Annotated in this window: 25 protein-coding genes and 2 pseudogenes; 12 read left to right on the top strand and 15 right to left on the bottom strand. The window is 67.5% G+C overall.

Features of this window, described 5'->3' with window-relative positions:
• The first annotated feature begins 62 nt into the window (after positions 1–62).
• Positions 63–689: a hypothetical protein gene (locus STRTU_RS19540; RefSeq protein WP_159744803.1), complete on the top strand. Its 627-nt coding sequence runs from the start codon at positions 63–65 to the stop codon at positions 687–689.
• A gap of 94 nt (positions 690–783) precedes the next feature.
• Here STRTU_RS19540 and STRTU_RS19535 read toward each other — a convergent pair whose 3' ends face one another.
• From STRTU_RS19535 to STRTU_RS19515, 5 genes are all read right to left on the bottom strand, one after another.
• A complete protein-coding gene (locus tag STRTU_RS19535; protein WP_159744802.1) occupies positions 784–2,145 on the bottom strand; it encodes a dicarboxylate/amino acid:cation symporter in 1,362 nt (453 codons plus the stop codon).
• A gap of 446 nt (positions 2,146–2,591) precedes the next feature.
• On the bottom strand, positions 2,592–2,882 hold the full coding sequence (locus STRTU_RS19530) for a DUF4229 domain-containing protein (RefSeq protein ID WP_159744801.1): 291 nt from the start codon (positions 2,880–2,882) through the stop codon (positions 2,592–2,594).
• 177 nt (positions 2,883–3,059) lie between these two features.
• Positions 3,060–3,584, bottom strand: coding sequence for a GNAT family N-acetyltransferase (locus STRTU_RS19525; protein ID WP_159744800.1), 525 nt, complete (start codon positions 3,582–3,584; stop codon positions 3,060–3,062).
• Between the two features lie 43 nt (positions 3,585–3,627).
• Complete coding sequence (mqnE, locus tag STRTU_RS19520) at positions 3,628–4,791, bottom strand: aminofutalosine synthase MqnE (RefSeq protein WP_159747081.1); 1,164 nt, start codon at positions 4,789–4,791, stop codon at positions 3,628–3,630.
• Positions 4,792–4,958: 167 nt separating this feature from the next.
• Positions 4,959–5,417: an Lrp/AsnC family transcriptional regulator gene (locus STRTU_RS19515; protein ID WP_159744799.1), complete on the bottom strand. Its 459-nt coding sequence runs from the start codon at positions 5,415–5,417 to the stop codon at positions 4,959–4,961.
• A 117-nt stretch (positions 5,418–5,534) separates the two neighbouring features.
• On the opposite strand from STRTU_RS19515, the gene STRTU_RS19510 reads away from it, so the two are divergent.
• Positions 5,535–5,666 (top strand): hypothetical protein, encoded by a 132-nt coding sequence (locus STRTU_RS19510; protein ID WP_269777472.1) that lies wholly within the window; start codon positions 5,535–5,537, stop codon positions 5,664–5,666.
• On the opposite strand, the gene STRTU_RS19505 is transcribed toward STRTU_RS19510, so the two are convergent.
• Positions 5,663–6,388, bottom strand: coding sequence for a UbiX family flavin prenyltransferase (locus tag STRTU_RS19505; protein WP_159744798.1), 726 nt, complete (start codon positions 6,386–6,388; stop codon positions 5,663–5,665). The two genes, STRTU_RS19510 and STRTU_RS19505, sit on opposite strands and share 4 nt — an antisense overlap.
• A gap of 117 nt (positions 6,389–6,505) precedes the next feature.
• On the opposite strand from STRTU_RS19505, the gene STRTU_RS19500 reads away from it, so the two are divergent.
• A complete protein-coding gene (locus tag STRTU_RS19500) occupies positions 6,506–7,099 on the top strand; it encodes a rhomboid family intramembrane serine protease (RefSeq protein ID WP_159744797.1) in 594 nt (197 codons plus the stop codon).
• Between the two features lie 230 nt (positions 7,100–7,329).
• Positions 7,330–7,992 (top strand): DUF4870 domain-containing protein, encoded by a 663-nt coding sequence (locus STRTU_RS19495; protein ID WP_159744796.1) that lies wholly within the window; start codon positions 7,330–7,332, stop codon positions 7,990–7,992.
• Positions 7,993–8,212: 220 nt separating this feature from the next.
• Here the strand turns inward: STRTU_RS19495 and mqnP are convergent, their stop codons facing one another.
• Positions 8,213–9,115, bottom strand: a complete 903-nt coding sequence (mqnP, locus tag STRTU_RS19490) for a menaquinone biosynthesis prenyltransferase MqnP (RefSeq protein WP_159744795.1) — start codon at positions 9,113–9,115, stop codon at positions 8,213–8,215.
• Entirely contained in the window at positions 9,112–10,566 is a 1,455-nt protein-coding gene (locus STRTU_RS19485) for a menaquinone biosynthesis decarboxylase (protein ID WP_159744794.1), read from the bottom strand. Before STRTU_RS19485 ends, mqnP begins: the two co-directional genes overlap by 4 nt.
• Positions 10,567–10,654: 88 nt before the next feature.
• On the opposite strand from STRTU_RS19485, the gene STRTU_RS19480 reads away from it, so the two are divergent.
• The 4 genes and pseudogenes from STRTU_RS19480 to STRTU_RS19465 form a co-directional block, all read left to right on the top strand.
• Complete coding sequence (locus STRTU_RS19480; RefSeq protein ID WP_159744793.1) at positions 10,655–11,095, top strand: PLD nuclease N-terminal domain-containing protein; 441 nt, start codon at positions 10,655–10,657, stop codon at positions 11,093–11,095.
• Between the two features lie 28 nt (positions 11,096–11,123).
• A complete protein-coding gene (locus STRTU_RS19475) occupies positions 11,124–11,669 on the top strand; it encodes a nucleoside deaminase (RefSeq protein WP_336298752.1) in 546 nt (181 codons plus the stop codon).
• Between the two features lie 252 nt (positions 11,670–11,921).
• Positions 11,922–12,260 carry a DUF6968 family protein gene (locus STRTU_RS19470; protein ID WP_159744792.1) on the top strand — a complete coding sequence of 113 codons (339 nt, stop codon included), beginning with the start codon at positions 11,922–11,924 and terminating at the stop codon, positions 12,258–12,260.
• Positions 12,261–12,325: 65 nt separating this feature from the next.
• A pseudogene (locus tag STRTU_RS19465) lies at positions 12,326–12,544 on the top strand (DUF4291 family protein); the annotation flags it as partial.
• Positions 12,545–12,852: 308 nt separating this feature from the next.
• Here STRTU_RS19465 and STRTU_RS19460 read toward each other — a convergent pair.
• The 6 genes from STRTU_RS19460 to STRTU_RS19435 form a co-directional block, all read right to left on the bottom strand.
• Positions 12,853–13,203, bottom strand: coding sequence for a DUF1036 domain-containing protein (locus STRTU_RS19460; RefSeq protein WP_159744790.1), 351 nt, complete (start codon positions 13,201–13,203; stop codon positions 12,853–12,855).
• A 986-nt stretch (positions 13,204–14,189) separates the two neighbouring features.
• On the bottom strand, positions 14,190–16,517 hold the full coding sequence (locus STRTU_RS19455; protein ID WP_159744789.1) for an RNA-binding domain-containing protein: 2,328 nt from the start codon (positions 16,515–16,517) through the stop codon (positions 14,190–14,192).
• Positions 16,518–17,102: 585 nt separating this feature from the next.
• Positions 17,103–17,600, bottom strand: coding sequence for a hypothetical protein (locus STRTU_RS19450; protein ID WP_159744788.1), 498 nt, complete (start codon positions 17,598–17,600; stop codon positions 17,103–17,105).
• Between the two features lie 741 nt (positions 17,601–18,341).
• The gene (locus tag STRTU_RS19445) at positions 18,342–18,614 is read right to left on the bottom strand and encodes a hypothetical protein (protein WP_246241425.1); all 273 of its coding nucleotides are present in this window, start codon (positions 18,612–18,614) and stop codon (positions 18,342–18,344) included.
• Positions 18,615–18,691: 77 nt separating this feature from the next.
• Positions 18,692–18,928 (bottom strand): hypothetical protein, encoded by a 237-nt coding sequence (locus STRTU_RS19440; RefSeq protein WP_308789385.1) that lies wholly within the window; start codon positions 18,926–18,928, stop codon positions 18,692–18,694.
• Entirely contained in the window at positions 18,925–19,092 is a 168-nt protein-coding gene (locus STRTU_RS19435) for a hypothetical protein (protein ID WP_159744787.1), read from the bottom strand. The genes STRTU_RS19440 and STRTU_RS19435 overlap by 4 nt, the downstream gene beginning before the upstream one ends.
• Before the next feature lie 364 nt (positions 19,093–19,456).
• Between STRTU_RS19435 and STRTU_RS19430 the strand changes: the two genes are divergently transcribed.
• The gene (locus STRTU_RS19430; protein ID WP_159744786.1) at positions 19,457–20,830 is read left to right on the top strand and encodes an NsdA family TPR-like regulatory protein; all 1,374 of its coding nucleotides are present in this window, start codon (positions 19,457–19,459) and stop codon (positions 20,828–20,830) included.
• A 6-nt stretch (positions 20,831–20,836) separates the two neighbouring features.
• Here the strand turns inward: STRTU_RS19430 and STRTU_RS19425 are convergent, their stop codons facing one another.
• Positions 20,837–21,757, bottom strand: a complete 921-nt coding sequence (locus STRTU_RS19425; RefSeq protein WP_159744785.1) for a phosphotransferase family protein — start codon at positions 21,755–21,757, stop codon at positions 20,837–20,839.
• A 406-nt stretch (positions 21,758–22,163) separates the two neighbouring features.
• Between STRTU_RS19425 and STRTU_RS19420 the strand changes: the two genes are divergently transcribed.
• The 3 genes and pseudogenes from STRTU_RS19420 to STRTU_RS19410 all read left to right on the top strand — a co-directional run bounded on the left by STRTU_RS19420 (position 22,164) and on the right by STRTU_RS19410 (position 25,026).
• Complete coding sequence (locus tag STRTU_RS19420) at positions 22,164–22,745, top strand: hypothetical protein (protein WP_167539255.1); 582 nt, start codon at positions 22,164–22,166, stop codon at positions 22,743–22,745.
• 148 nt (positions 22,746–22,893) lie between these two features.
• Positions 22,894–23,405, top strand: a pseudogene (locus STRTU_RS19415) (DUF4291 domain-containing protein).
• A 193-nt stretch (positions 23,406–23,598) separates the two neighbouring features.
• Positions 23,599–25,026: an alkaline phosphatase family protein gene (locus STRTU_RS19410; RefSeq protein WP_159744784.1), complete on the top strand. Its 1,428-nt coding sequence runs from the start codon at positions 23,599–23,601 to the stop codon at positions 25,024–25,026.
• Positions 25,027–25,156: the final 130 nt, after the last annotated feature.

Below are 25,156 nucleotides of genomic sequence, written 5' to 3'. Positions count from 1 at the left end.
ACAGGCCGGATGGGCGGCACGGGGTACGACGTCGAGAGTGCGGCTCTGCGGGAGGTCTTCGGATGAGCCTGCGGGTCGCCTGGGGCAAGGTGCCCTACAAGGAGGCGAGGGAGCGGGCGGTGCAGGCCGTGCCCGCCGGGGAGCGGCTTGTGCAGAGCGAAGTCGCGCTGCCCGGGTGGAAGTTGGCCAAGCCGTGGCGGTGGAGGCGGCCCCGTGTGCTGGTCGGTCGCCGGCTGCCGGGCGACCGCTGGGAAGGTGCCAAGCGGGCCGTCTGGTCGGTCTATTGGGGCATCGAGGCGGTCCTGGAGCCGATTCCTGATCTTTTCGGGAGGCGGCGGAGGGGAAAGCCGCTCAAGGGCGGCTGGGGAAGCTTGGCGGGCGGGCTGGCCACCGCCCTGTGGCCACGCGTCCCGACCACGGACGCGCTGCCGGTTCTCCAGCGCACCGACCGCCGACTGCACGTCAGCTATGTCCAGCAGGGCCGCCGCCGCGGCGAGCTGGGCGCCGTCGAGCCGGGCTGGAGCGTGGCGGCGGAGCAGGTGGCCTGGGTCCGGCACCGTACCGATATCGACGCCGACACCTTCGAATTCGGCTTCACGGACGGCTCCTGGGTCCGGGTGGAGCTGCCGAGCCAGCACGCCGTGTACTTCGCGGAGTGCTTTCCGCGAGTGGAGGCGGGGCGGCCGTAGGCGTGTCCGGCAGGCTTGCGCGAGCGTGCGTAGAGGAGGCGCCCCGGTCCTTGGAGCCAAGGACCGGGGCGCCTCCTCTACTGGGAGCCGGGAACTACGCGGCGGTCGCCACCGGCACGGACACCTTCTCGTCCGCGCCCTCGACAGCGGATGTCGCCGAGCCGATGCTCCGGGCGGCGTTGTAGGCGTCGCGGTCGAGGATCTTCTCCCGGGCGGAGACCAGGACCGGGATGACCGCCTGGCCTGCCACATTGGTGGCCGTACGCATCATGTCCAGGATCGGGTCGATGGCCATCAGCAGGCCGACGCCCTCCAGGGGCAGGCCCAGCGTGGACAGGGTCAGCGTCAGCATGATCGTCGCGCCGGTCAGACCGGCGGTGGCGGCGGAGCCGATGACGGAGACGAAGGCGATCAGGACGTAGTCGCCGATGCCCAGCTGGACGTCGAAGATCTGGGCGATGAAGATCGCGGCGATCGCGGGGTAGATCGAGGCGCAGCCGTCCATCTTGGTCGTCGAGCCGAACGGCACCGCGAAGGAGGCGTACTCCCGCGGCACACCGAGGCGCTCGGTGACCTGCTGGGTGACCGGCATGGTGCCGACCGACGAGCGGGAGACGAAGGCCAGCTGGATGGCGGGCCAGGCGCCGCGGAAGAACTGCAGCGGGTTGACCTTGGCGACGGTCGACAGCAGCAGCGGGTAGACACCGAAGAGGACCAGCGCGCAGCCGACGTAGATGTCGACGGTGAAGGTCGCGTACTTGCCGATCAGGTTCCAGCCGTACGTCGCGATGGCGTTGCCGATGAGGCCGACGGTGCCGAGCGGGGCGAGGCGGATGACCCACCACAGGGCCTTCTGGAGCAGTTCGAGGACCGAGCGGCTGATCGTGAGGACCGGTTCGGCCTTCTCGCCGAGCTGGAGGGCCGCGATACCGGCGACGGCGGCCATGAAGACGATCTGCAGGACGTTCAGCTCGGTGAACGGCGTGATGATGTCGGTGGGGACGATGCCGGTCAGGAAGTCGATCCAGGAACCGGCCTCTTCGGGGGCCTTGCCGTCCTTGGGGGTCAGGCCGGTACCCGCGCCGGGGTTGCTGAGCAGGCCGATCGCCAGACCGATCGCCACGGCGATCAGCGAGGTGACCATGAACCACAGCAGGGTGCGGGAGGCGAGCCGGGCGGCGTTGTTGACCTGCCGCAGATTGGTGATCGACACCAGGATCGCGAAGAAGACCAGCGGCGCCACGGCCAGCTTCAGCAGCTGGACGAAGAGATCGCCGATGTGCTGGAGCGTGGCGGTGAGCCAGCCGACGTCACCGCTCTTGGCGACCCAGCCGAGCAGCACGCCCAGGGCGAGGCCGGCCAGGATCTGCACCCAGAACGGGACCTTGGGTATACGGGAGGACAGGGGGCGCTGCGGGGCCGGTGCGGACTCGGTGGTCTCGGCAGACGGGGACAAGGGACACACTCCGGGGACAGGTAAGGCGTCAGGGACGGCGAAAAGAAGCGCCAGGACGTGAAGCGGCAGCGGAGCAGCTGCGCTGTGGGCCTCTCCCGCCCGGAGGGGTGGGGAGGGATCTCCGGCCGCTGGAGGAGAGAGTCAGCGGCGGCAACAGGCCGCGGACATACAGCGGCAGAGATCGACATGCAGGCGCGCCACGAGCGGAGTGCTCATGGGGGACGGGGGCGCGGCTGCTGTCTTCATGAGACGAACGTTAACACTTGAACTTTGAGGAACCCAAAGAAAATCTTTGGGTTCCTGTGTGGCCCACGCGCCCGACCCGCCGTCAACAACGCGACCGGCGCCCGGCCGTGGAGCGAAGTCCACGGCGCCGGGCGCCGGTCGCGAAGAAGCGGCTGTGAGGCGTCTTACACCAAGGGGCACTTACACCAAGGGGGCAGGCCCTACCGCAGGCTGTCCTCCTGGCCCGCGTTGGCCGCGAAGCGCTCGCGCTGGCGGTCGACCTTGACGGCGATCTGCTCGGACATCGCGTCCCGCTGCTTGCGCAGCAGCACAAAGCTGAGCGGCGCGGAGATCACGATGGCGAGCAGCAGCATCCACACGGTGTTGGAGGCGCCGACGGCGAGCGGGATGACATGGATGTACGCCAGCACCCACACCACGGCGAACGAGGCGACGAAGAGGCCGATGCGAAGGGCGGTGTAGCGGAGCGTGGCGAAGTTGTGGCTACTCACGGATGGGACCTTCTCCTCAACGGCAACCTAAAGGGTCTGCATCCAGTCAAGCACAGCGCTTCGGGCGATCTTCGCGGCCCCCGTCGCAGGCCGTCCCCGCCGCGGCCTCTCCGGGGCGCGGCCTCTCCGGGGCGCGGCCCGGCCAGCCCGTCGGCCCGGATCCCGTCAGTCCAGCCGTCAGCCCAGATCCAGCCACATGGTGATGTCGTCGCGGTAGTCGTCGTCGGCCAGCCGGATCGCGCCCGGCACCCGGCCGACCTCCTGGTAGCCGCAGGCCTCGTAGAAGGGGCGGGCGCCGGAGCCGCCGCGGCAGGTGAGGCGGAGGGCGGTGATGCCCTTGACGGAGCGGGCGGCGTCGGCGACCGACGCCATCAGCCGGCGGCCGGTGCCCTGGCCCTGGAGGTCCGGGTGGACCATGACGGTGTAGACCCACAGCCAGTGCTTCATCAGGCGGTGGGTGTTGGTGGTGAGGAACGCCGTGGCCACGACCCGGCCGTCCGCGTCCCGGCCCGCCACCAGGCGCTGGCGGCCCTCGGCCATGGCCGTCAGATGCTTGAGCAGCTCCGGGCGGACGTCCTCGCGGGTCACCGGCGGGACGAACCCGACCGCGCCCCCGGCATTGGACACCTCCGCCCACAACGCGCATATCCCGTCGCGGAGTTCAGGGGTGAGCGAAGGGTCCAGGTCGAAACGCACGTTCATGACCCGGACCCTAGCTGCCCCGCCGACGGTGTTTCCTGGCAGGTCAGACGCGCATCGCCTGCGGGGATTCCCGGCGGTCCGGGTCCGGGCCCGGGTACTCGCGGATCGCCTCGTAGCGGGTGTTGCGCTCGACGGGGCGGAAGCCGGCGTCGCGGATCAGCTCCAGCAGGTCCTCACGGGTCAGCTTGTTGGGCGTGCCGTAGTTGTCCGCGTCGTGCGTGATCTTGTATTCGACGACCGAGCCGTCCATGTCGTCCGCGCCGTGCTGCAGGGCGAGCTGGGTGGTCTGCAGACCGTGCATGACCCAGAAGCACTTGACGTGCGGCACGTTGTCGAAAAGGAGGCGGGAGACCGCGAAGGTCTTCAGGGCCTCGGCGCCGGTCGCCATCGTCGTGCGGGCCTGGAGCTTGTTGCGGACCTTGCCGTCCTGCATGTCGACGAAGTCGTGCTGGTAGCGCAGCGGGATGAAGACCTGGAAGCCGCCGGTCTCGTCCTGGAGCTCACGCAGCCGCAGCACGTGGTCGACGCGGTGGCGGGGCTCCTCGATGTGCCCGTAGAGCATCGTCGAGGGGGTCTTGAGGCCCTTCTCGTGGGCCAGGCGGTGGATGCGCGACCAGTCTTCCCAGTGGGTGCGGTGGTCGACGATGTGCTGCCGGACCTCCCAGTCGAAGATCTCGGCGCCGCCGCCGGTCAGCGACTCCAGACCGGCCTCGATCAGCTCATCGAGGATCTCGGAGGCGGAGAGCCCCGAGATGGTCTCGAAGTGGTGGATCTCGGTGGCGGTGAACGCCTTCAGCGAGACATTCGGCAGCGCCTTCTTCAGCTCGCTGAGCGAACGCGGGTAGTAGCGCCACGGCAGGTTGGGGTGGAGCCCGTTGACGATGTGCAGCTCGGTGAGGTTGTCGTTCTCCATCGCCTTGGCGAGGCGGACGGCCTCCTCGATGCGCATCGTGTACGCGTCCTTCTCGCCCGGCTTGCGCTGGAAGGAGCAGTAGGCACACGACGCGGTGCAGACATTCGTCATGTTGAGGTGACGGTTGACGTTGAAGTGCACGACATCGCCGTTCTTGCGCGTGCGCACCTCATGGGCGAGGCCACCCAGCCACGCCAGGTCGTTGGACTCGTAGAGGGCGATACCGTCCTCGCGGGTCAGCCGCTCCCCGGCGTGGACCTTCGCCTCCAGCTCGCGCTTGAGGCCCACATCCATCGACGCAGCCATCCGTCGCCTCCCAGTCTCTGCCGTATTCGGTGCCGTTTCGGTGCTCTGACGGAGCCGGAAACGGGCTTCGTTGAGCGTACTCCCCTGTAACGGAGGCGGACGGAGCCCCCTGGCGCGCCCGTCCGCCCCGGTGTGCCCCGTAGGCGCCCGGCGGCCTATTCGGCCTCTTCGGGCAGCTGGCCGACGCGGTTCTCCCACTTGGTGGAGAGCACGATCGTGGTGCGCGTACGGGAGACGCCCTTGGTGCCGGACAGCCGCCGGATGGTGCTCTCCAGGCCGTCCACATCACCCACCCGCACCTTGAGCATGTACGAGTCCTCGCCCGCGATGAACCAGCAGTCCTCGATCTCTTCGAGGTCCCGCAGCCGCTGCGCGACGTCCTCGTGGTCGGTGGCGTCCGACAGCGAGATGCCCACCAGCGCCGTGACGCCGAGGCCGAGGGAGGCGGCGTCGACGGTCGCACGGTAACCGGTGATCACGCCGGCCGCTTCGAGGCGGTTGATCCGGTCCGTGACGCTGGGCCCGGAGAGGCCGACGAGCCGGCCGAGCTCCGCGTACGAGGCACGCCCGTTCTCGCGAAGTGCCTGGATGAGCTGCCTATCCACCGCGTCCATGCCCTCAAGCCTTCCAATCTTTCTGCATTTTCGGGTTTTGCATGTAGAATCTAAGGCATACAGGGCTTCAACCCTGCGAATCTTTCGGTCAAAGACGATCTCACAGGAGCTGTCACCGTGTACTCGATCGAGATGGCCTACGCCCGCATGCGCGAGCTGCAGGACCAGGCCAATCGTTCACGTGCCCACCGGACCGCGGCACCGCGGACCCGGCGCCTCTTCGGCCGCACCCCGGCCAAGAAGCGCTAAGGAGCCTCCGGGGCCCCCTCCTCCTTGGAGCCGCCCCCCAGCTCCCCTTCCCACCGCCGGTACAGCCCGTGCGGCACCTCCGCCGCATCGAGCGCCCGGCCCGCGACGAAATCCACCAGATCCTGGATATGCGTCGCCCCCGCATAGAACGCCGGTGAGGCGGGCAGCACCACGGCGCCCGCCTCGTCCAGCGTCACCAGATGCTTCAGCGTCGGACCGTTCAACGGCGTCTCGCGCACCGCGACCACCAGCCGCCGCCGCTCCTTGAGCATCACGCTCGCCACCCGCTGCAGCAGATCCTTCGAGAGCCCCAGCGCCACCCCGGCCACACACGCCGTGCTCGCCGGAACGATCAGCATCCCCTTCACCGGATACGAGCCCGACGAGGGCCCGGCCGCCAGATCCCCGGCCGCCCAGTACCGCACATCCGCCAGGTCCTCATCCGTCACCGGAAACGTCGACGGTTTGCCATCGGCTCCGCGCGCCAGCCATTCCCGCAGGTCAGTGCGCCAATGAGCGTCCCGGAAGGCGATGCCCGTCTCGTCCAGGAGGGTCAGCCGTGACGCCCGGCTGACGATCAGATCCACCGCCTCCCCGGCGGCGAGCAATCCGCGCAGAACGGACGCGGCATACGGCGTCCCGGACGCGCCGGAGATTCCCACAACCCACGGACGGCGTCGGCCGGGGTCCTGCTGACTGGTGTCGTTACGCGGCGGCTCCACGCATCGAGCCTATCCGGCGGAACCATCGGCCCCCTCACGGCCGTTCCTCTCCTGTGTGCCCCTCGCGAAGCTCCGCCGGGGGCCGCCCCACCGGGGGACGAGAAGGGACGGCCGGAGATGACCTCACGCGCGAAGCCCGCGATCTGCCTGATGCTGGGCTGGGTGGCCCTGCTCTGGCTGCTGGAGGGCGTCGACTTCGCCACCGGCGGCGCCCTGGACACCTTCGGGATCACCCCGCGCGAACCCGCCGAGCTGGCAGACGTCGTGCCCGCCGCCTTCCTGCACTTCGGCTTCGGCCATCTCGCCGCGAACACCCTGCCGTTGCTGCTGCTCGGCCTGGTCGCCGCGCTGCGCAGCGGGGTGCGCCGCTTTGTCGCCGTCGCCCTGCTGATCATCCTCGCCAGCGGAGTGGGCGTATGGCTCACGGCCGCGCCCGGCAGCAACACCGCGGGCGCCTCCGGCGTCGTCTTCGGCCTCTTCGGCTACCTCCTGGTGCGCGGCTTCATCGAACGCAAACTCCTCGACATCGGCATCGGCCTCGTCGTGGGCGTCCTCTACGGTTCCATCCTCTGGGGCGCACTCCCCACCGACAGCGGCATCAGCTGGCAGGGCCATCTCTTCGGCCTCATAGGCGGCGTGCTCGCGGCCTTCGCCTTCCGGGTGCGGGCTCCGGGCCAACTGCCCGCGGGCGAGGTGCGGCCCGTCGCGTAGCCTCGGGCGGACGGGAGGCGCGGGGCGCCGGGCCGGGCCGCGTAGGGCGCTGGGCTCGGGGCGGCCGGACCAGGCAGCATGCGGGGTGGGCGCACGGCGACGCGCGCCCCGGGGCGAACGCGCGGCCGCGCTGCACTGCACTGCGCCGCACACGGCAACGCGCGCACGGCACACGCCAACGCGGGCACGACAGACACAGTACGTACGCAGCACCTACGGGGGAGCACAACATGTCCGATTACCACCAGCCCACCGGCTACGGACCGCCGTCCGGCGGACCTCAGCAGCCATACGGCGAACCTCAGCAGAGCTGGCCGGGCGGGGCACCACAGCAGGGCTGGCCGGGCGGGGCGCAGCCTGGTCCTGGCGTCCCGCAGCCCGGCGGCTACGGCTACCCCGGCACACCGCCGCAGCCCGGGGTCCACGGCTACGGCAACCAGCCGCCCGCCCCCGCCCCCTCCTCCGGCCCGGCGATGTGGTCCCACCTCGGCGCGCTGCTGACCGTCACGGCGGGCACGATGATGTGCTGCGGCCTGGGCGCCTTCCTCGGCTGGATCTACCCGCTGTCCCTGCGCGGCAACGAGCGCCACAAGCACGACCCGTACATCCGCCACCACGCCACTCAGGCGGTGAACTACGGCATCACCCAGGCCATCATGGCGGCCCTCGGCGCGGTGCTGTACTTCGCCAGCGCCTTCACCTTCGCGGCGGCCGCCACCGAGGAACAGCGCAACGGCTCCGGCCTCGCGGTCCCCCTGGTGACCGTGATCGTCATCTTCGGCAGCTACGCCCTCTCCGGCGTGATCTGCGCACTCATAGGCACGGTCAAGGCCACCCGCGGCGAACTGTGGACCTACCCACGCCTGATCGCCTGGCCCCTCAGCAAGGGCTGACCCTCCACCCACTCCGGCAGCCGCCGAGCCCGCCCCCACCCCGGGGCGGGTTCACCCCGAACTCACCGAACTCACCAAACCGGAAGGAACCGATCACTCTCCGTAATCGTTGCCGGATAAAAGGAGGCGCGCGCACGGCCCCGCAGGGGCTGCTCACACCCTCAGCACGGCCCCGCAGGGTCAGCTCACACCCACAGACCGCCAACCAGACCGCCAATCCTCAGACCGCCAGCCCCCGCACCGTCAGATCCAGCAGTGCACACACGAAGAGCGCGATCCCGATGAAGCCGTTGACCTGGAAGAAGGCCCGGTTCAGCCGGGTCAGGTCATGCGGCTTGACGATCGTGTGCTCGTACAGGAACGCCGCTGCCACGATCACCAGGCCCAGCCAGAGGAACACCCCCGCGCCGGTCGCCACGGCGTACCAGGCGAACAGCCCCGTCGTGACGAGGTGGCAGCCGCGCGCTCCCCAGATCGCGGCCGGGATGCCGAAGCGGGCCGGTACCGAGCGCACGCCGACCTCGCGGTCGGTCTCGACGTCCTGGCAGGCGTAGATCAGGTCGAAGCCGCCGATCCAGATGCCGACCGCAAGGCCGAGGATCGTCGCCTCCCAGGACCAGTCCGCGCTGATCGCGAGCCAGGCGCCGATCGGTCCCATCGCCTGGGCGAGGCCCAGGATCGCCTGCGGGAAGTTGGTGAACCGCTTGCCGTACGGATAGACCACCATCGGCACCACCGCGAGGGGCGCGAGCGCCAGGCACAGCGGGTTCAGCAGGGCGGCGGCGCCCAGGAAGATGACGAGCGCGATCAGGGCGCCCGTCCACGCGGACTTCACCGAGACCGCGCCGGTGACCAGTTCGCGTTGCGCGGTGCGCGGGTTACGGGCGTCGATCTCGCGGTCGATGATGCGGTTCGCGGCCATCGCGAAGGTCCGCAGGCCGACCATGGCGACGGTGACGAGGAGCAGCCGGCCCCAGTGGATGTGCCGGTCCCACTCGTACATCGCGGTCAGCGAGGCGATGTAGGCGAAGGGCAGCGCGAAGACCGAGTGCTCGATCATCACCAGGCGCAGGAAGGCCTTGGTGCGCCCCGGCTGCGGGACGGCTGCGGATGCGCTGCTCACGAGAGGCCGTACTCCTTCCAACGGCGGTCGACCAGCGCCGCCGTACGCGGGTCGGACTCGACCATCTCGGGCCAGCCCCCGTCCCTCGTGTAGCCCTCCTCGGGCCACTTCTTCGTCGCGTCGATCCCCGCCTTGCCGCCCCAGAACTGCTGGTAGGAGGCGTGGTCGAGATGGTCGACGGGACCTTCGACGACGGTGAGGTCACGGGCGTAGTCGGTGTTGCCGAGCGCCCGCCAGGAGACCTCGTGGAGGTTGTGCACATCGCAGTCCGCGTCCACGACCACGATCAGCTTGGTCAGCGACATCATGTGCGCGCCCCAGATGGCGTGCATGACCTTCTGTGCGTGTTTGGGGTACTTCTTGTCGATCGAGACGATCGCGCAGTTGTGGAAGCCGCCGGACTCGGGGAGGTGGTAGTCCACGATGTCCGGGACGATGATCTTGAGGAGGGGGAGGAAGAACCGCTCCGTGGCGCGTCCCAGCGGGCCGTCCTCCGTCGGCGGTCGGCCGACGACGATCGACTGGAGCAGCGGCCGCTTACGCATCGTCACACAGTCGATGGTCAGCGCCGGGAACGGCTCCTGCGGCGTGTAGAAACCGGTGTGGTCGCCGAACGGGCCCTCGGGCAGCATCTCGCCGGGCTCCAGCCAGCCCTCGATGACGACCTCGGCCTGCGCCGGGACCTGCAGCGGCACGGTCTTGCAGTCGACCATCTCGATCCGCTTGCCCTGGAGGAAGCCGGCGAAGAGGTACTCGTCGATGTCGCCGGGCAGCGGGGCGGTGGAGGCGTACGTCACGGCCGGGGGGCAGCCGAAGGCGATGGCGACCGGCAGCTTCTCCCCGCGCTTGGCGGCGACCTGGTAGTGGTTGCGGCTGTCCTTGTGGATCTGCCAGTGCATGCCGATGGTGCGTTTGTCGTGGCGCTGCAGGCGATACAGGCCGAGGTTGCGCACCCCGGTCTCCGGGTGCTTGGTGTGCGTCAGCCCCAGGTTGAAGAACGAGCCGCCGTCCTCGGGCCAGGTGAACAGCGCCGGGAGCCGCTCCAGGTCGACGTCGTCACCCTGGAGCACGACCTCCTGGACGGGCGCTTCCTTGACCTTCTTGGGCGGGACGTGCGTCATGCCGGCGAGCTTCCCGAACGCCTCGCGCACACCGACGAAACCGTGCGGCAGCTCCGGCTTGAGCAGTCCGCCGATCTTGCCGCTGATGTCCTCGTACGCCTTGAGATCCAGCGCCTTCAGAAGCCGGCGGTCGGTGCCGTAGACGTTCATGGCGAGCGGCATCGCCGAGCCCTTGACGTTCTCGAAGAGCAGTGCCGGGCCGCCGGACTTCTGCACCCGGTCCACGATCTCCCCGACTTCCAGATACGGGTCGACCTCGGCCTTGATGCGCTTGAGGTCACCATCCCGCTCAAGCGCGCGCAGGAACGAGCGAAGATCGTCATAAGCCATGCGTTCCAGTATCGGGCACGCACTACCCTGGACGGGTCACCGGGCCCCGGCGAGGGCCCGCCGTCACGCGCAGGGGGCCCGTTCCGCCATGCTCAGGTATCTGCCGTTCCTTCTGGTGCTGGCGCTGTGGATCTATGCGTTCATCGACTGCCTCAACACCCCCGAATCGCAGGTGCGCGGCCTGCCCAAGGTGGCCTGGGTGCTGATCGTCCTGCTCTTCGGTGAGGTGCTGGTCGGCCCGGTCGCCTGGCTGGTGGCGGGCAAGCAGCGGCGGGCGGTAACGGGCTTCGCCCCGTCGGAGTGGCGCCGCAACCGCCGTACGACGTTCGTCGCGCCGGACGACAACCCCGAGTTCCTCCGCTCCCTCAACCAGGAGAGCCCGCAGCGCCCGGACAACACGAAGGACGAGGCGCTGCTCAAGGACTGGGAGGCCGATCTGCGCCGCCGCGAGGACGAGCTGCGCCGCAAGGACGGCAAGCGGGACGGGACCGCGGACGGCCCGGAGGACACCCCGCCGGCCGCGGGCTGAGCCACTCCCCACGGCGTACGGTGAATCCATGGACCGTACCCAGGACTGGGGCCAGGACCGCGACGAGTTCCGGCTGCACGGCAGCGTCGACGGGCACAGCGACCCGACCGGACACCCCGACCATCTGCAGGAACAGGCCCGCGCCATGCTGGCGACGGCGGTCGCCGAGGCCCGCGCCGGACTGGCCGAGGGCGGCATCCCGATCGGCGCGGCGCTCTACGGGCCGGACGGCACCCTGCTGGGCCGCGGCCACAACCGCCGCGTCCAGGACGGCGACCCCACCCTTCACGCCGAGACCGCGGCCTTCCGCGCGGCCGGACGCCGACGCAGCTACCGCGGCACAACGATGGTCACCACCCTCTCCCCCTGCTGGTACTGCAGCGGCCTGGTCCGCCAGTTCGGCATCTCCCGCGTCATCATCGGCGAGGCCCGCACCTTCCACGGCGGCCATGACTGGCTGGCCCGCCACGGCGTACGCATCGTGCTGCTGGACGACCCCGGCTGCGCGTCGCTGATGCGCGACTTCATCGGGGCGCGACCGGAACTGTGGCAGGAGGACATCGGGGACGGGTGAGGGCGGCCCGACGGCAAGGGCGAGGGCGCCCCGACGGCGCAAGGAAGACCGGGCACGGACCGCGTCCCCCACGGACGCCCCGCCATTCGCGAACGGCACCGACGAAACCGACGGCACCGACCGCACCGACGAAACCGACGGCACCGACGGCATCGACCGAGCGAACGCCTGCCGCTCCCCTGCCCTGGACCGGCAGACACCGGCCCTTGTTATCGTGCGGCACCGAACCGGAGCCGACGAGGCGGGGAACCCATGGCGATGGTCTACGAGCTCGGCGAAGTGATGGCCGAGCGAGAGCTGGAAGCCGTCACCCGGGACGGCGGACGCACGCCGGTGGTGGTCAAGCTCGGCACACCACATCCGGATCCCCTGGGGACCGGCGAAGACTGGTGCTGCCCCCACCAGATCCTGGGCCTCGGCGACGAAAACGTCCTGGCGGCCTTCGGGGTCGACTCCCTCCAGGCTTTCCTGATGGCGACCCGCTCCCTGAAGGCGCACCTGGCCGAACGCTCAGCAGCCGCGTCCGTCACGCTGACATGGCTGGGACAGCCCCACCTCGGCCGCCTGAACATCTACCCAGAACCGGAGTAACTCCCTCCGCCCGCCCGACGCAATTTCGGTGGCTCCCGCTCGCCGCCCTCCCTCAAGATGCCCCCATGAGCACCACCGCTGAAGCGCCTGAGGACCCTGACGCCCCCGCCGCCCGTGCGCACACCGCCGACCCCGCCGAACCCCGCCACCGGATCCGCGCCCAGTACACCGAAAAGACGGTGACGGTGTATCAGGCGTACTCCCCCGCGCTGGGCCTCCCGGCGCCGCGGGACGGGCGTTTTCCCGCGGCCTGGAAGCGGGAGCGGATGACGTGGATCAAGCCGCGTTCATAGTCTCTTTCCATGAAGAGGGACGACAGGAACCAGCAGGACGAGGCACGGTTACGACGAGCCCACCGCGCCCGCCAGGCAGCCGGTGGCGAGCCGGGTGTGAGCATCGACGAGTGCCCCTTCACTTCCGCGACTCCAGCGAAGACGTACGGATCACGCTGCTGGCCGCGTTGCGCTCCTCTCGGCAGGCGGAGATCACGGACACACTGGTAGAGGCGCCGCAGGCTCTCGGCCGGCCGGACGCAACCTGGGCCAGGCTGTCGCCGCGTACGGCCGCCGCATCAGCACGTGTGATGGCGCGGTCAGCCGAGCTCGATTGGGCGAATGTAGTTGAACATGGAGTAGGAGCTCGTCAGAAGTTGCATCCCCACCCTCTGCCCCGTACTGGAAGCCACTTTCCAGCAGTAGTCGTCGAAGGGCTCCAGCGGCACTGTCACAACGTAGGGTCCTGACCAGGTGCCGCCGTCGTCCGCCTCGGCGTAGAACGTGGTGGCCGGATTGAACGTCATCAGCGGAATAACTGTGGATCCGGGCTCGAGCCGGTACCAGCCCCGGGAGCCCCAGCCGCCGCCTTCGCTGTCGCACACTGAAGTTGGGTAGCCCACCATGAGCCACAGGCCCGTCGAGTGCCGATTGATGTACTGCAACCACACGGGACGTCACCCCTCTTCTTCGAGCAGGCGACGGAGACGGGTTACCAGTGCCTCCGTGGGTGCTGGCTCGGTCGGAGTTGGCGGTGTGACGACACCTGGCTGAGCAGCGTCCTCTGCCGCTGTTCGGCCGTCATACCCTGGCGGGATTTGGGCGACCTCCCGGTCCCCAATCGGCAGACCCGCCGGCCGGAACGACACTGGCTCATCGAGCTTCGGGTCAGACCCACGTTCGGACATGGCCGTTCTCCCTTCGGAGACTGGTTGCCTAACATCCACGGGACCACCGCTGGGCTGCCCGCGCAAACGGGCCATTGGGCGGGGCACGGATGGGCCACCGGCCGTCAACCGCGTTGCGGCCGGGTGGGCGCCAACGGCTGCGGCGTGCTGACTAATGAGGGCTGTCTATGCGTCAGGCGATTTGTTCCGCTGGCTGGGGACACCACGGTCATGCCCGGACCACGTCGCAAACGATCTTCGCCGGTCCCGAACCGCGACCCGATTCCGCTGTGGTCATGGTGACGGCAACACTGACGGCAACGACGACTTACATAGGCTGCCAACGGCGAACAGCTGAACACGAGTCGGCCGATCAGGCATCGTCGCGGCGCAGCCCTGCCTAAAGCTACGGATCAGACGGTTGCAGGTTCTCCCCTGTCTAGCGCACAGAACTCAGCCCCGCCCTGTCAGACCGAGGTGCGTCAGGCCTTTGAACGCGCCAGATCCGTGCCAGACGGGGCGGTAAACCGCAGGCAAGGACGGTCAGCCAACGATGAGTCGCGATCCGGAACAGAGAAGGCCCTCGACCAGGACTTGCCTGGTCGAGGGCCTCCAACCTGCGGAGGCTGTGGGCTTTGAACCCATGGTGACGTTGCCGCCACGACAGTCTTCAAGACCGTCTGGGTTGGAACGCCAGATCACTTGTCAACCCGGCCTGGAGCCCAAGATCTGCTTCGGACTTCAGCTGACGGGACCATTCCACTGGCCCCTCACTCCTCAAGTTCTGCAATGTGGTGTGACTGACCTGCCAAGTGAGGGTGATCGCGCACAAGGGACTTAGCGAAGGCCAGGTCTTCCGCGGCCATTTGACGCTCCCCCAAGCGCCGATAATTGATGACGCGAGTCTTCAATGCCATGACCAGGGTTTCCCTGGGCACGGTACGTGGGGCCTCAAGGTCGATGATCTTCGTAAACTCATCGATCGCCTCTCGGGGCCGACCACTTCGACTCAGGGCCACGCCGTACTGGTGGCGTTGCACGACATCCTCCGGGGCGTACTCCAAGGCGCGCTTGAGGGCGTTAATGCGTCCATTGTCGTCTCTTTGTGCAGCACAAACCCGAGCCTTGGTGCTGTATGCCAGGCCGCCAGTCAGACGAGTGGCCCGCGAGCAGGCCGAATCAGCGAAACCCTTTGCCCGTCCAATATGCCCGCGAGCCAGCTCGTAACTTGAGCTCATGGCAAGCACGTAAGAGCTGGTTGGGGCAATCTCTCTCGCTTGCTTGAAGAGATCGTCAGCCGCCTCGTAATTACCCGAGAACGTCTCCGATTCCCCCTGACGACAAAGAATGACCCCTCGCTTATCATTGTCATTCTCAATTCCATAGCGTTCAAATTCGCCAATGAAGCGCCGTACTTCGTACCCCTCCAAGTCAAGCTGCTGCTTGTAGCGATTCAGCCGCTGGCGAGCATCTTTCTCAAGCGATCCAAACTGCGGAAGCTGGTTAGCTGCAAAAGAAAGAGTGATCGGCAGGCTACTGAAGCTTTCCCTGCCATCCGCTTGGTCAACATGCTTGCTGATTAACGTGGCATCTTCAAGCTCCCGCAAAGCCGTGTCGACACTTTCGTGAGGTAGATCGGCTGCCAGCGAGATCATGTAGTGCTTGGGCGGTACATCGAAGATCGACATCACGCTCAGGACTCGCCGGGCGTCTGGCGACAGCGAGTCCCAGGTGTTGCGGAAGCTGAATTCTAGAACCGGAGAATCCTTGTGCCGCACGCCCTTGAGTGCGGCCTTGATATCACCACAACGCTTGTACCGTCCGAGGAACCACTGAATCGCCAGCGGAAGCCCCCCACATGACTCATTGATCTCTGATACCAGTTGGCCGGTCATCGGGATTTGGATGCCCATCTCGACTGCCTTGACCTTGACGAATTCCTTAGTCTCGACCTCATTGAGCTCAGGTACCGTTACCGGCTTCTCCCAGCCGCCAGTCTTGCGTCGACTTGTGATCAGCACCTTAGCCTTGGACGATGGCGGCAGCTCTTGAATGAACGCAATGATCCGACCATCATCCACTGTCTCCAGATTATCCAGAACCAAGAGGGTGGAGAAAGCGGATAGCCATTCGATGACTAGAGACTTCTTATCTTCGAGTGTCGAAGGTGGAGTCTCCCCGAAGAGCTGGGCAATCTGATCGAGTAGGTCTTCCAGAGAGTGCAAGGTACGGGATCTGGCGCGGGTGATTCCTCCTGCTGTGAGCACCGTCTCTTTCGCTGTGAGTTGCAGGATCGCCTCGAACGGGCCGTTGTCGAGGCAGTCGTATGCCACCCACGTCGCGAGGGCTGACTTGCCTACACCGCCAGGTCCATGCACGTTGACGATCCAGATGCGAGGGTCCCCGACTACGGCGTTCATGAGCTGCTCTCGCAGCTGCTCCCGTCCGACGAACTCCTCAAAGTCCCGCTCCAGCAGGCGGTACGTCCCCTGTTCGACGGCGAAGGCGCTGCCTACTGACCCCTGTTCAAGACTTTCTCGATCGGTTCTGTCTTCCAGGTCGTCCAGCAGGCCTTCGAGCTCATCCTCGTTCGTGATCTTGACTGTTGAGTCGCCCTTGCGGAAGTAGATCTCGCCACGGCTCAGCCCGTATGACTCCTTAGGGTGGAAGTCATGACGGACGAGGGACGGTGTGCGACGCTTACGTCGTTTCAGGGCCGCTCGGACCAACACCAGCGCAAACCAACGTGACTCACCTGTATACCGGAGCTCATGCTGGACCATATCCACTTGAAGGTCCAAGCCACTGCCTCGGCGGATCTTGTCACGAAGCTGCTTCGTATCGTAGGGAAGCTGCTCGATCAGGCCAACCGGCACCCAGGTCTTGTCCTGCACTCCGATCACCAGGTAGCCGCCGCCCGTATTCTTCATGGCCAGCGCGTCCCTGGTGAAAGTCGCGATCCCGTAGTCGTTGTCTAGGTGGAGCACTTGTTTAAAGTCCAGCCACTCGCACTCACCGCGGCAGTTGATGAGGTACTTCAGTGCGTCGAGGCTGAGGTCGCCCTCCCGCACCAGCCTCTCGATCTTTGACAGGTTCACACCGCCACTCCTTCCCCTAACCCGGATCAAGCAGCCTACTGCTGTACTACGTTTCAGGAGTACCGAGTTGGGGCGCACGCAGCACCACCGAGCGCCCGCTCCGCGCCTCTTGCGCGCCTCTTACGCGCATGAAGTACTCGGGTCAGAACTTGTAGAGCTGCGTCAGCCCACCTGGCTCCGCTCCAAGATCTTTTCCCCCTCCGCAAGAAGGGTGCGGTGTTTCGTCGAGCAGTTAGCCGATATGCGCTATGAACGTTGTTCTGCACCTCAACCACGCCACCGCCGAGGACCTGTACGAGGTTCTATGTCCTGTAGGCGAGCACATCGCCGGCTGGAGTGCGCATTCCGGATCTTCCGTCGAGGCTAACGAGGGGCTGGGCTGATTGATCTGCTCTTCGGGAAACTCACTGGGGAAGTCCTCTTGGCGCCCTCCGAGTGGAAATCTCTACAGTCCTGGCCCAACCACTCCACCCGTGAGCTTGAGCCGCCACCCCCACTCACCGTGCCGACAGCGAAATCCCGATCGGCTCGGCGCCAACCACTGACACGCAAAGCCCTCGGCCCTGCCGAGCCAGTCCGTTAGCGCTAGCCCGTGACCTCGCTCAAGCGCTTCACTACCGCAGACAAATGCTTCGTACCGATCGACATCTCCGCAGCCATCTTGTCGAACGACGCCTGATCCGCACCGTTCGCGCCGTCCGTACATGCGGCCGCCGACGTCTTCAAATGCTTCAACGCCAACACCCATCGGCTGGCCATCGCCCGGTCCGGCATAGCCTCCCCACCCTGGGCGACCTCAAGATCCGCAGTGAGCTGAGCGCAACTGTCTTTGAGCGCCTCTAGATCCGCCGGGTGCGAATCCTTGTCCACGGCGCTCAGGTCTTTGCCGATCGTGTTGACGATCTCGGAACCGCCTGTGTCCGCCCACTCCTTGAACTTCTCCGCCGGGCTCAACGTTGCGGATGCCGAAGCAGTGGGTGATTGCGCCAGCTTGGACGTAGGTGTTGGCTCTTTGCCGCACCCGGTCAGCAACAGGGCGCTAGCGACGAGACACAGGGCACGAAGGCGGGAGATCTCGGTCATTGCCGGAGCATCCCAGCAGACCTCACGCGGGCCGACTGGAGTGACCGATCCGTTACCATTCAACTTTCGGAGGCGGCTCTCAGCTCGCGTCACTCATGGGCAGACACCGCTAGGACCCACATCAGCGGCGAGTGCACGATTGGGCCAGCGCCACCGCGCCACACTTCAGTGCCCAACAGTCGCGCAGAAGCACGCCAACTGGAGCACGCAACAGCAGGTGGCCCTCAACCGACCTCTCGCCATTGGTCGGTCATCGCACGGACCCGCATAGCAACGTCGCGGGCTGCCGCTGCCGATAGCTCCAGGCGCACGCCCCCCCGATCCGTCCGAGGCCGCGATAGCGCGCAGCTTCGTTTCCGTCGTGTCCACACCCGCCGCGGTCAGCGCGTCACCTAGCTGTGCCGCCGCCTGTGTCGCGTCCCGCCAGCCGGCCAGGTAGTCCACCCCGCGCACCCACTGGACCGCGTCAGGGTCCAGGTCCTCACCGTCGAATCCGTCGTCCCCGATGCCGTCCATTCTTCAAGTCCCTTTCCTGCAAGCTGGCTGAACACTGTCCGTGCCGGGCCACGCCGTAGGAGGACTCGACGAGGGCCCCGGTACCATCGGCACCGGAGTTCGTGATCGTTTGGGAGCGATCCCCTGCCGGACCACCCCGCGCCTGCCAGGGTTTGAGGGGCGGTCCGGCGTCATGTCTGCGGTTGTTGCGCGTAGTGCCTCTTGCCGGTCACAGGCCGGAAGGCGTCAGAAGCGTTGTCGGCCGCCGGGGTACTGGATCGCCTTGCGGCACTCCGGCGCATCATCGGGCACGGGCTCTTGATCGAGCGCGTGACAGAGCGCAGCGTGGACCCGCTCCGCCTCAGCTACGGTCAACCGCAGCGGAGCAGTTGCGACCAGGTCCCCATAGCGGTGGATCTGGAGCGTCAGCGCCATCTCTCCGTCCGGTCCGCGGTTCACGGACTTGCTCGCTACCGGTGCGATCTCCCATCCCGGTGTCTCGCGTGCGGTCCGACTCATCCGCTCGTCCCGCTGGCAGATGTCGGCATCGTCATCCTCGGGTTCGGGCAGCCGTCCGCCTCTGCTCTCAGCGACCCTCAGCGCGTCCCGAAGTGTTTTAACCGGGCAATCAGGAAGCGGAGTTCCACGGCGTTGACCTTTTGGTTTTCGAGCATCATTGCCGCGTGGTCGAGCAGCTCGGCTCCCGTTTCGAGCTGGACCTCTTCCATTTCGTCGGCGAGCCGCGAGAGAGGGCTGTCTCCGTCGTCGGTCGACAGGTACGAGCGCTGTCCGGTCGGACCGGGCCAGGGAAGGAGACGCAGGTTGGCGCTCACGATGCCACCGCCATCCACGGCGAGTCGCACAGCGAGCCGGCACAGCGGCCAGCGTCCGCCTGGCGCTGCATCTGCTGCTCGTGGGCAACGAGGTAGGAGCGGACGAGCTGAACGTCCTCACCGCAGATCGGACCCCAGACGTACGGGTCAGCGATCCGCGGCACGCTGAGGCTCATTGTCGGCGTGTCCACGCAGCCCACCGCTGAGCTCGTCCCCGCCGCGCGATGGTGCCCGGGAGCGGGCGGCAAGACTTTCAGCAGCAACTCGAAAAACCTGCCGATATGGTTCCGCATGTCGACCTGCTTCCATCAGGTTGGCCATGCCCCGGGGTGCCGTCACGCACCGCCGGGGTCCTGTCTCGACAGTCAACGACCGTCTTTGGCCAAGAGGCAGTGTTCATACGGGGGTTCACGTGCACACGAAGCGTTCGCTATATCGCTCAAGGGGTTCACGATGAACCCCCTCGGCCGCATCTGGTGTGACACGATGAACACTTGACGTGACGCCCGGGGTGGGTGTACGTAGAACGTGAGCAATGAACCGAACCGCAAGTTGGCCGCAGTCATGGCGGAGGCCGGAGCCTCGAACAAGGGACTGGCCAAACGGGTTCGTGAGGTCGCGCAGCGGCACGGCGAACATCTCGGTACGACGCACGTTGCCGTTCAGCGATGGTTGGACGGGAACGGTATCCAGCGGCAGACAGCCGTGTTCGTCGCCGAGGCGCTGAGCGACAAGTTACGGCGGAGGGTCACGCCGCAAGATCTGGGATTTCCCGGTGCCGCGCCAGCCCCCACTCCCGCGGTCGGCATGGGCTACGCCGGCTCGCTGGCCGAGACCCTGAGCGCTCTGGAGGGCCTTACGCACCAGCGTCCGGAAGACGGGCCGTCGGACGAGCCACAGGTCCCGGACGTCGATGTGCATTCCGCCGCTCTCTCGTGGCTCGTCTCCCGCCCTGAAGGTGTGCCGACCTATACTCCCGCCGCCCGTCGGGTGGGCCTGCGTGACGTCGCCGCGATCCGGACCGCAGCGGGGTTCTTCATGCAGCTGGACTTCCAGTTCGGCGGCGGACACGCACACAAGGCGTTTCGGCACTACGTCCGGGAAGACGTGCTGCCCCTGCTGGGAGCCAGCTACAGCGCCAAGGTGGGTGAGGCGCTGTTCCAGGCCGCAACGGAGATGTCACAGCTTCTTGCCTGGACCGCGTACGACAGTGGAAACCACGCCCTTGCCGACCGCTACATGCTCTCGACACTGCGGCTCACCCAGGTGGCGGGCGACCGCATGATGGGCGCACGCATCCTGGCCAATATGAGCCACCAGGCCAACTACCTGGGCCAGGTGCCCCGGGCTCTGACGCTGGCCCGCGCGTCGGTGGAAGGTGGCAAGGCCGCCTCCACGCCCCGTGCAATGGCGTTGTTCTCCGCCCATGAGGCGCGCGCCCTGTCGACAGCGCAGGACCACAAGGTTGCTGCCCGCGCGATGAGCGAGGCAGAGAGGTTCTTCGAGCGTGCCGACAGCGCAGACGATCCCGAGTGGCTCTCGTACATGGATGAAGCCGAGCTGATCGGGGAGTTCTGCCACTGCTTCCGCGATCTCGGGCAGGGTGCCGAAGCCGTCCACTTCGCCGAACGCGCCGTCGAACTCACTGACCCTAAATACGCCCGTACGCTCGGCTTCTGCCGCATGGTGCTCGCCCAGAGCCAGCTGCTGAACGGCGACCTTGACGCTGCTGTGACGACCGCCGGTCTCGCCGTCGATGCCGGGGACGCCCTGGAGTCCGCTCGGTTCCAGCGGTACGTGGGTGACTTCCAACGTGAGGTGTCCGCATACGGGACGCACCCTGCCGTTCAGCAGTTCAGCGGGCAGGTACGGGACGCGATGAACCGGCTGGGCGACGAGTAGCCGAGGTCACCCCGGGTTCCAGTCGCGCGGTGCGTCCTCGTTCCGGAGCGAGGAGATCCGACGGGCGTACTCCGCAGCCGTCTCGGCGCTCTCGGACACGTTCTGCCTGAGCCATGTCGTCATGTTGAATTCCTGCACTGCACGGAGGGTGGAGAAGCCCGACCACGTACGGAGATCCCGCCCGTAGGCGCCGACGAAGGCGCCGTACTGTTCCTTGGTCTGCCATCCCAGGCTGTGATGCTCGGTGGCGGTGACCATCAGGTCCCACTCGGGGTGGTCGAAGCTGAACCGCTCCAGATCGATCAGGATCACCTGATCATTCCGGTCCACCATCAGGTTCTGCACGTGAGCGTCCCCGTGTACGGGGCCCTTCTCGGACTCGAACCGAAGGTCCGCCACACGGTCCCGCAACTCACGCGCGCGCTTCCGCAGGAACGCGCGGTCGTCCTCCGGTATGTCGACTGCCGCATTGATCCGTCGGTCGGTCCGGTCCAGGACGGGGTACGGAGGCAGATTCAGCGTGTCCGGCAGGCTGAGCGAGTGCAGATCCCGGAGGACCGCGCCCAACTCTCCGTAGGTTGCCTTGCGGTCCCCCTCCTCGATCAGGTGCCAGAACGTCACCGGATGGCCGTCGACGACCATGGGCTGCTCCAGGTCCTCAACCACGCGCGTCACGGGGAAGCCCTCGCGCGACAGCCAGCGCGACACCTGGACTCCGCCCCGGGCGGAGTCCAGGTATTCCGTCGAACGGGCGATCCGCACCACCACAGGGTGGGCAGCCAGCCGGAACAGCGCGTTCTCCCCCAAGCGGATCAGGCGCGCTCCGTCACCGTCGAGCCCCGCCCGCCGACACGCCGCGGCCAGCACCTGTGTAGCGGCGCCCGACGTGAACCCCTCTCCTGTGCTCCGCTCAGCATCAGACGGCATGCCCGTATCCACTCCCTCAACACCGCCCACCCGGTAGCGCAGACCGCCGAGGCAGGCAGCGGCCGGCAACAGACATCAAGGCGACCGTACCCACGGGCGGTGACGGCAGACGGGACCGGGGCATGTCGGGCGACCGTTCATGGGGCAACACTCCCCCAGTCACCGGCCGGAGGCGCTGACCTGCCGGTATGCGATCCGAAGAAAAGGACTACGAACAATGCTTGACATGGATCATCAAGCCGCGTTCATAGCCTGCAAGGAAGCCTGCCTGAACGCAGATACGCAGCACCTCCGTTGGCAAGCGCGGCGAAGCGTGGATCATGGGGCCGTGACGAATTCAACGGACAAGATAACCCCGGTCGAGAGGCCAGATCTTGAGCCAAAGCTCTCCGCCTACCAACAGGCGATGCGGGAACGGCTCCTCGCAGCCCCCGTTGTGTCCACACCCGAACCCTGGCAATCCGTTGCCCTTGTCCCCGTCGGCGGGCTCCTCGGAATCGGCTTCGCATCGCATCCCGAGGACCGCCGCGATCTGGTGATGGTCGTCTCACGCGACGGTCACGGCCTCTTCGACGCCGTCACTGGGGAGAAGATCGCCAGGGACCGCGAACCCGGCCCCGAGGACGAGACTCCCGACAGCATGCCGGACATGTCCTGCCCCGGCCTGGGGCCGATCACCGGAAGCCGGGTACACATAGCGGGGCTCTTCGGCGGAGGACTCCACACCACCACCGCAGACGGTTGGTATCTGGAGGTCGTCACCCCGGCGTGGCCGAATGATCGGGTGTTGCTCTCCCGTGACGGCGGGCTGCCTCACTCCGGCCCCCACGGCGAGCGGTGGTGGCACATCTTCCACTCGAACTACTCCGAATTCCGGGCAGCCGGCTTCTCGCCCTCCGGGCAGACCATCGCCGTCGCGACGAGCAGCGACATCTCGCTGTGGACACGCAAGACGGGTCAAGGCCACTCCAGCCGCGCCGAGCACTGACCGAGCGCCTGCACCGATACGGGCCTGGACCCCCCGGCGCGAACCTCGAAGAAGTACGGAGGTCTGCTCACCGCACAGACCCGGCTGGAGAAGCGTGCACAGGGTGACGGCGACGCCGAGCTTATAAAACGAGGGAAGGTCACTCGCAGTGCGCAGCGGATCCAGAAGCACTACGAACAATGCTTGGATCAAGCCGTCGTTCCTCTGGATGATGTACCGCTGCGGGTGGGGTGAGAAGGCGGACCAGGAGACCGTGCTGGCGGTCGAGATCGAGCGGGAGGGGTTCGACTGGGCGCTGCGGAATGCCTGTCTGTCGCATGACGACCGGGACGAGCACGCCGACCGCGGCGCCTGGAAGCGGGAGTTGAAGGGGGCGCCGGCGCGGGTGCAGTGGGATCCGGAGCGTGATCTGTGGTTGCGGGCGCTGCCGTACCGTTCGCTGCAGCTGGGGCCGCGGGTGAGGCGTCGCGGCGGTACGCGGATGAGTGGACGGTGGCGATCACCGATGTCACCCCGCTGGCCCGGGAGGTCCATGCGCGGGTGCGCGCCGGGGAGACCGCCGCGGCCACCGCCCCGCTCCCCCAAGACCACCCCTACCCGGCACCCGAGGGAACTCCGGGCCTGGGCCGCGTGTCCTGGCGTGGTGGCGCAGACGCGTAAATCCGGCCGCTGCGCGGTCCGGCGGGGACTGCTTCGTGTGGCGTACGGGACGTAGGGGTTGCCAGCCAACTGGGCGTGGTTCACGGCCAATTGATGCATCGTTCAGCTGCCGACCCCTGCCCGGGAATCGCGGGCGCCGCCACCCTCAAGTCGGCCCACGGAGGGCTCCCGCGACTCAGGGAGAGTGGCACATATGCCTGACATGACCCGACGCAGACTTCTCGGCTCCGCGGCCGGCGCGGTCGGTGGCGCCGCCGCGCTGTCGCTGCTGCCGCCCAGCGTCCAGAAGGCCGTCGCCGCCGGACCCGCACGTCACGGCTCGCTGCACGACATCGAGCACGTCGTGCTGCTGATGCAGGAGAACCGCTCGTTCGACCACTACTTCGGCACCCTGCGCGGCGTGCGTGGCTTCGCCGACCCGGACGCGCTGACGCTGCCGGACGGCCGGTCGGTCTTCCATCAGCCGGACGCGCAGAATCCGGACGGCTATCTGCTGCCGTTCCGCCTGAACACCCACACCTCCAGCGCGCAGGCCATCCCCTCCACCAGCCATGCCTGGTCGGTGCAGCACGAGGCGTGGAACGGCGGGAAGATGGACCGCTGGCTGCCCGCGCACCGCAAGGCGGACGGCGTCAACGGGCCGTATGTGATGGGGTATCACACCCGTGCGGACATCCCGTTCCAGTTCGCGCTCGCCGAGACGTTCACACTCTGCGACAACTACTTCTGCTCGGTCTTCGGCCCGACCTGGCCCAACCGGCTGTACTGGATGACCGGCACCCTCGATCCGGGCGGCACCCTGGGCGGGCCGGTGCTGAACAACACCGCGCCACGGCCGTACCGCTGGACGACGTACGCCGAGCGGCTGGAGGCGGCGGGCATCAGCTGGAAGGTGTACCAGGAGGAGGACGACTACGGCTGCAACCTCCTGGAGCAGTTCCAGACGTTCCGGGACGCCAAGCCCGGGGAGCCGCTGTACGAGCGGGGGATGCGGGCGCAGCCGGCCGGCACGTTCGAGGACGATGCCCGCGCCGACCGGCTGCCGGCGGTATCCTGGCTGATCCCCACCAGCCATCAGTCGGAACATCCGGACTATCTGCCGGCGGCGGGCGCCGACTATGTCGCGAAGAAGATCGAGGCGATCGCGTCCAACCGCAGGGTGTGGGCCAAGACGGTCTTCATCCTCAATTACGACGAGAACGACGGGCTTTTCGATCATGTGCCGCCGCCGGTGCCGCCCCCGGGGACGAAGGACGAGTTCGTCAAGGGGCTGCCGATCGGCGGCGGTTTCCGGGTGCCGTGTCTGATCGTGTCGCCGTGGACGGTGGGCGGCTGGGCGGCCGGTGATCCGTTCGACCACACGTCGGTGCTGCAGTTCCTGGAGCGCTGGACGGGGGTCGCGGAGCCCAACATCAGTGCCTGGCGCCGGTCCGCGTTCGGCGATCTGACCTCCGCGTTCGGCTTCCGGCACGCGGTGCGCCGCCCGCCGCGGCTGCCGGACGACACCGCGGAGCAGCTGGCGGCGGCGCAGTGGGAGGTGGCGCATCTGCCGAAGCCGACACTGCCGGGCGGCGGGCAGCGGCCGCCGCGTCAGGAGCGGGGGCGGCGCCGGCGGCGCTGAGGGCGGGGCGAGCCCGGGACGCGGGCCGGGTGTCGCTCCCCGGAAACGACGGTGCCGTACGGGGCGGCCTCAGGCTGAGGCTCCCGTACGGCACCGGGGGGCGGTCCGAACCGCCGGGGATCACGCGTGG

This window comes from Streptomyces tubercidicus, assembly GCF_027497495.1.
Taxonomy (GTDB): domain Bacteria; phylum Actinomycetota; class Actinomycetes; order Streptomycetales; family Streptomycetaceae; genus Streptomyces; species Streptomyces tubercidicus.
This window is presented reverse-complemented; position numbering and strand designations above follow the sequence as displayed.